At 39.8% G+C, this 3,963-nt stretch carries 2 protein-coding genes and 1 pseudogene; all 3 read left to right on the top strand.

Annotation, left to right across the window (positions count from 1 at the left end):
• Positions 1 to 959: 959 nt before the first annotated feature.
• Positions 960 to 2,991 (top strand): annotated as a pseudogene (locus tag HT719_RS09255) (bacteriocin-associated integral membrane family protein).
• A gap of 1 nt (position 2,992) precedes the next feature.
• Entirely contained in the window at positions 2,993 to 3,634 is a 642-nt protein-coding gene (locus HT719_RS09250) for an ABC transporter ATP-binding protein (RefSeq protein WP_023936708.1), read from the top strand.
• Positions 3,627 to 3,920: a hypothetical protein gene (locus HT719_RS09245; protein WP_000333262.1), complete on the top strand. Its 294-nt coding sequence runs from the start codon at positions 3,627 to 3,629 to the stop codon at positions 3,918 to 3,920. Before HT719_RS09250 ends, HT719_RS09245 begins: the two co-directional genes overlap by 8 nt.
• Positions 3,921 to 3,963 lie beyond the last annotated feature (43 nt).

Here is a 3,963-nt window from a genome sequence, read left to right as displayed (position 1 = left end):
AAATGACCTCCATCGAAAGATAGTTGGTAAAAAGACTTGTTTTGGAAGTGATGATTTGGTAAACTGTTCATGTGAGTTTCCTTTCTTTTTGTGTTTTTTTCTACACTTATACCATAAAGGGGAAACTCTTTTTTGTCTAGTAAAAAACACCCATTGGGTGAAAAAAGAAACCATCCAGGATCTAAGCTAAGGCAAGGATTCTGGAGGGTTTTTAGATTAGGGGTGAATAATTGGGGTTTATTTTGTTGCTATGAAAAAATTAAAAAAATACCTTCCATTCTTTTTCTGTCTACTATACCTAATACACGGAATACTTGATTTATCAACTTTAAATATTTTAGGTGCAATCTTTAAAATTATAATTAGTACTTTGGGTATAATAGTTACATATCCGTTTTATAAAGAAGGAAACGAATAATTTAAAGAAATAATTCTGTACTCAGTCTTATTTAGTTGTTCTCATAGTAGTAGGAATAATCCGTGTTTACCATTTGCGAGTAATAAACAATAATCCTAAAAAAGTCTCTGACAACTAGTGATTGATTTTTCTCGGATTAGTTTCACACAATTGTTTATACGAATGATTGGAGATTATGTTAAATTTACTTTGTGGTATTTTGCAATCAGAGTACATCAAATAGGCACCTTTTTATGTGTCCTTCGTTTTATAATAGGGTAAGAATATTTATAAACATAGTGAAGCAGTGACAAAAATGTCCTTGTTCTAGCATTGAAACAGTTCTAAAGTTCGTCTTTAGGACTGTTTTTTTAGATATAAGCTAAAAATAATATGAAAGAATTAGATTTTAAGGACATTGATGTCCTTGATAGTTCTTGAAAAAACGGATATAATATATTTGAAGATGTTGCTAGTAGAAAGAACTTAATAAACTTCTTAACATGGCGGTGACTGTGGTCACCTTCTCACTAAGTGACCAAGTAACTTTTTGGAGGAAATGATGAAACGCTTATTTATTTTGATTTCAATGGTATTAGTATCGCTTTATATGGTGATAAATTCCGTTGATCATCGAGAAGAGATTTTATTTGGTAACTATCCCTCTGTTGATGTGATGGGTACTGGGCTAGACCAATCAGTAGCTGATCGAGAAAAGCTGACAGAGGCTTTGAGTCACTTGGCGGTAGAGTACAATAGTCTCATCGCTCGTCGGATTGTTGAGCCAAATGAAGCTGGAGAAACACGCTTTACCTATGCCACTTATGGTCAGGGAGAGCTTCCAGAAGGTTTGACCATTTCCTCCAAGGAGAGTGCAGAAACGAGTGATTTATTAGGGTCTTACTTGATTGTGTCAGGGAGTTTGGATGGAGTGAGCTTACAGACCGCCCTGCAAGAACTTGGTTATAATGGTGTTGTATCGAATAGAACAGAGGCATTTTCGATGGTCGTCCTCTTGGCTGCTACCCCAATGGGGCTACTGAGTCTAGCCATTTTTCTGCTGACCTTTATGAGTCTGACCCTGATTTATCGGATCAAGTCCCTTCGTCAGGCAGGGATTCGCTTAATCGCTGGTGAGAGCTTGTTTGGGGTGGCTCTTAGACCAGTGTTAGAAGATGTGAGACAGCTTATCTGCTCAGTACTGGTATCCAGTCTTTTGGGATTGGGGATTCTCTGGTATCAAGGTGCCTTGTTTATGGCAACGGTGCAACTGGTCATCATTGCTCTTCTACTTTATGGCTTGACCTTGGCAGGGATTTCTACCTTACTAAGTGTCGTCTATCTACTTGGTTTACAGGAAAATAGTCTGGTGGATCTATTGAAAGGGAAACTCCCTCTCAAACGTATGATGACATTGATGATGGTGGGGCAACTCTTAGCTGTATTGGTGGTCGGATCGAGTGCGACAGCTCTCCTACCCCACTACCGTGAAATGCAGGAAATGGAGAGAGCTAGCAATAAATGGAGCCAGTCCTCAGACCGTTACCGTCTATCCTTTGGTTGGTCTAGTGCATTTGCCGATGAAGAAGGAATGCGTAAGGATAATCGTGAGTGGCAGACATTTACTGAAGAACGGTTAGACAATACAGACTCTTTTTATATCATGAGCAATGTTGACAATTTCTCAGATGGAGCAGAAGTGGACCTAGATGGCAATCGTCTCAGTGACTACACACCGTCAGGGAATGTTATCTATGTCTCACCGCGCTATCTGATAGAAGAAAAGATTACCGTTTCTTCAGAGTTTATGGATAAGATGCAAAACTTGTCTGAGGGAGAGTTTGGGCTGATCTTGCCTGAGAGCTTGCGAGAGCAGTCTGCCTACTACCAAGGATTGTTTACAGATTACCTGCAAAGATTTTCATCTGAAAGTGTAGAGGCGACGAGTCAGAAACACTACCTTCCACAGTTAAGGCTAGCTTTTACAGAAACAGGACAGGAACGTTTCCTCTATAATGATGGGTACAAGACAACACGTCAGTACCTAAAAGATCCGATTATTGTAGTTCTAACGCCGCAAGCGACTGGAACAAGACCTGTTGCAGGGATGTTGTGGGGAACTACGGCTAATAGTGCCTTGAAGCTAGATCGATATGGAGACAGCATCACCGCTTTAAAAGAGCAAGGTTTGTATCACAAGGTCTCTTACTTGGTAAAAAGCCAGCTATTTTTTGCCAAGGTACTAAATGACAAACGGGTGGAGTTTTACTCTCTCCTTATTGGGACGATTTTGACCCTGTCTACGGCTATCTTGTTATTTGATTCCATGAATCTTCTCTATTTTGAGCAGTTCAGACGGGAGCTTATGATTAAACGTCTTGCTGGTATGACAATTTATGAGCTTCATGGCAAGTACTTGCTGGCGCAAGGAGGGGTTCTCTTGCTTGGCCTAATCCTATCTAGTGTTTTGACAGGAGATAGCTTGAATTAGCGCTCTAGTTGTAGCTTTATTTACGCTTAACGCTCTGTTGATTTTAGTAAGGCAGGACAAAAAAGAAGAAGCTGGTAGCATGGCAGTATTGAAAGGAAAATAAGATGATTGATATTCAAGGATTGGAAAAGAAATTTAATGACCGCGCGATTTTCTCTGGTTTGAATCTCAAGCTGGAGAAGGGCAAGGTCTATGCCTTAATCGGGAAGAGTGGGAGCGGAAAGACGACGCTGCTGAATATCTTGGGAAAGCTAGAAAAGATAGATGGTGGAAGGGTTCTCTATCAGGGGAAAGATTTAAAAACCATTCCCACTCGTGAGTATTTTCGAGACCAGATGGGCTATCTCTTTCAAAATTTTGGCCTCTTAGAAAACCAATCAATCAAAGAGAATTTGGATTTGGGCTTTGTTGGTCAGAAAATCTCAAAAGTAGAACGTTTGGAAAGGCAAGTGGAGGCTTTAGAAAAAGTTAATCTAGGATATTTGGATCTAGAACAAAAAATCTATACTTTATCTGGGGGAGAGGCTCAGCGAGTTGCCCTTGCGAAGACTATTTTGAAAAATCCACCCTTGATTTTGGCAGATGAACCAACAGCAGCTCTTGATCCTGAAAATTCAGAGGAGGTTATGAATCTCTTGGTGGATTTGAAAGATGAAAATCGAATGATCATCATTGCGACCCATAATCCCCTAGTCTGGAATAAGGCCGATGAAATCATTGATATGAGGAAACTTGCTCATGTGTGAAAAAATCCGTATTCGCAGGGTATCTGATTATCCGAGTGCCAGAGGTGGTTTAGAAGATATTCTCATCATGGAAAACATGACCAATCACCTCCTTTTGGTTCAAATCCGAGTGAATGGCTATTTGCTTGATTTTGCTAGTATTGAAGGGCAAAGGCAAAAGCATTATCGTTTGAAAAATTTACCTCAAACGGTTGAACTGACAGTGGACGATGTGGAGGAGGATGTAGATTTGACCCTACCTGAAAATCGAAGTTATCAAGAAGCTGATTTTTTTGATACTCAATGAAAATCAAAGAGCAAACTAGGAAGCTAGCCGCAGGCTGCTCAAA

The sequence above is a fragment of the Streptococcus sp. k-378 genome (genome assembly GCF_013277505.1).
GTDB classification, from domain to species: Bacteria; Bacillota; Bacilli; order Lactobacillales; family Streptococcaceae; genus Streptococcus; species Streptococcus pseudopneumoniae.
The sequence above is the reverse complement of the archived record's forward strand: the minus strand, read 5'-3'. Positions and strand labels throughout refer to the sequence as shown.

Excerpts from the sequence above, each read along its gene's own strand:
- HT719_RS09250 (WP_023936708.1), top strand. The coding sequence starts at position 2,993 with ATGATTGATATTCAAGGATTGGAAAAGAAATTTAATGACCGCGCGATT.
- HT719_RS09245 (WP_000333262.1), top strand. The coding sequence starts at position 3,627 with ATGTGTGAAAAAATCCGTATTCGCAGGGTATCTGATTATCCGAGTGCC.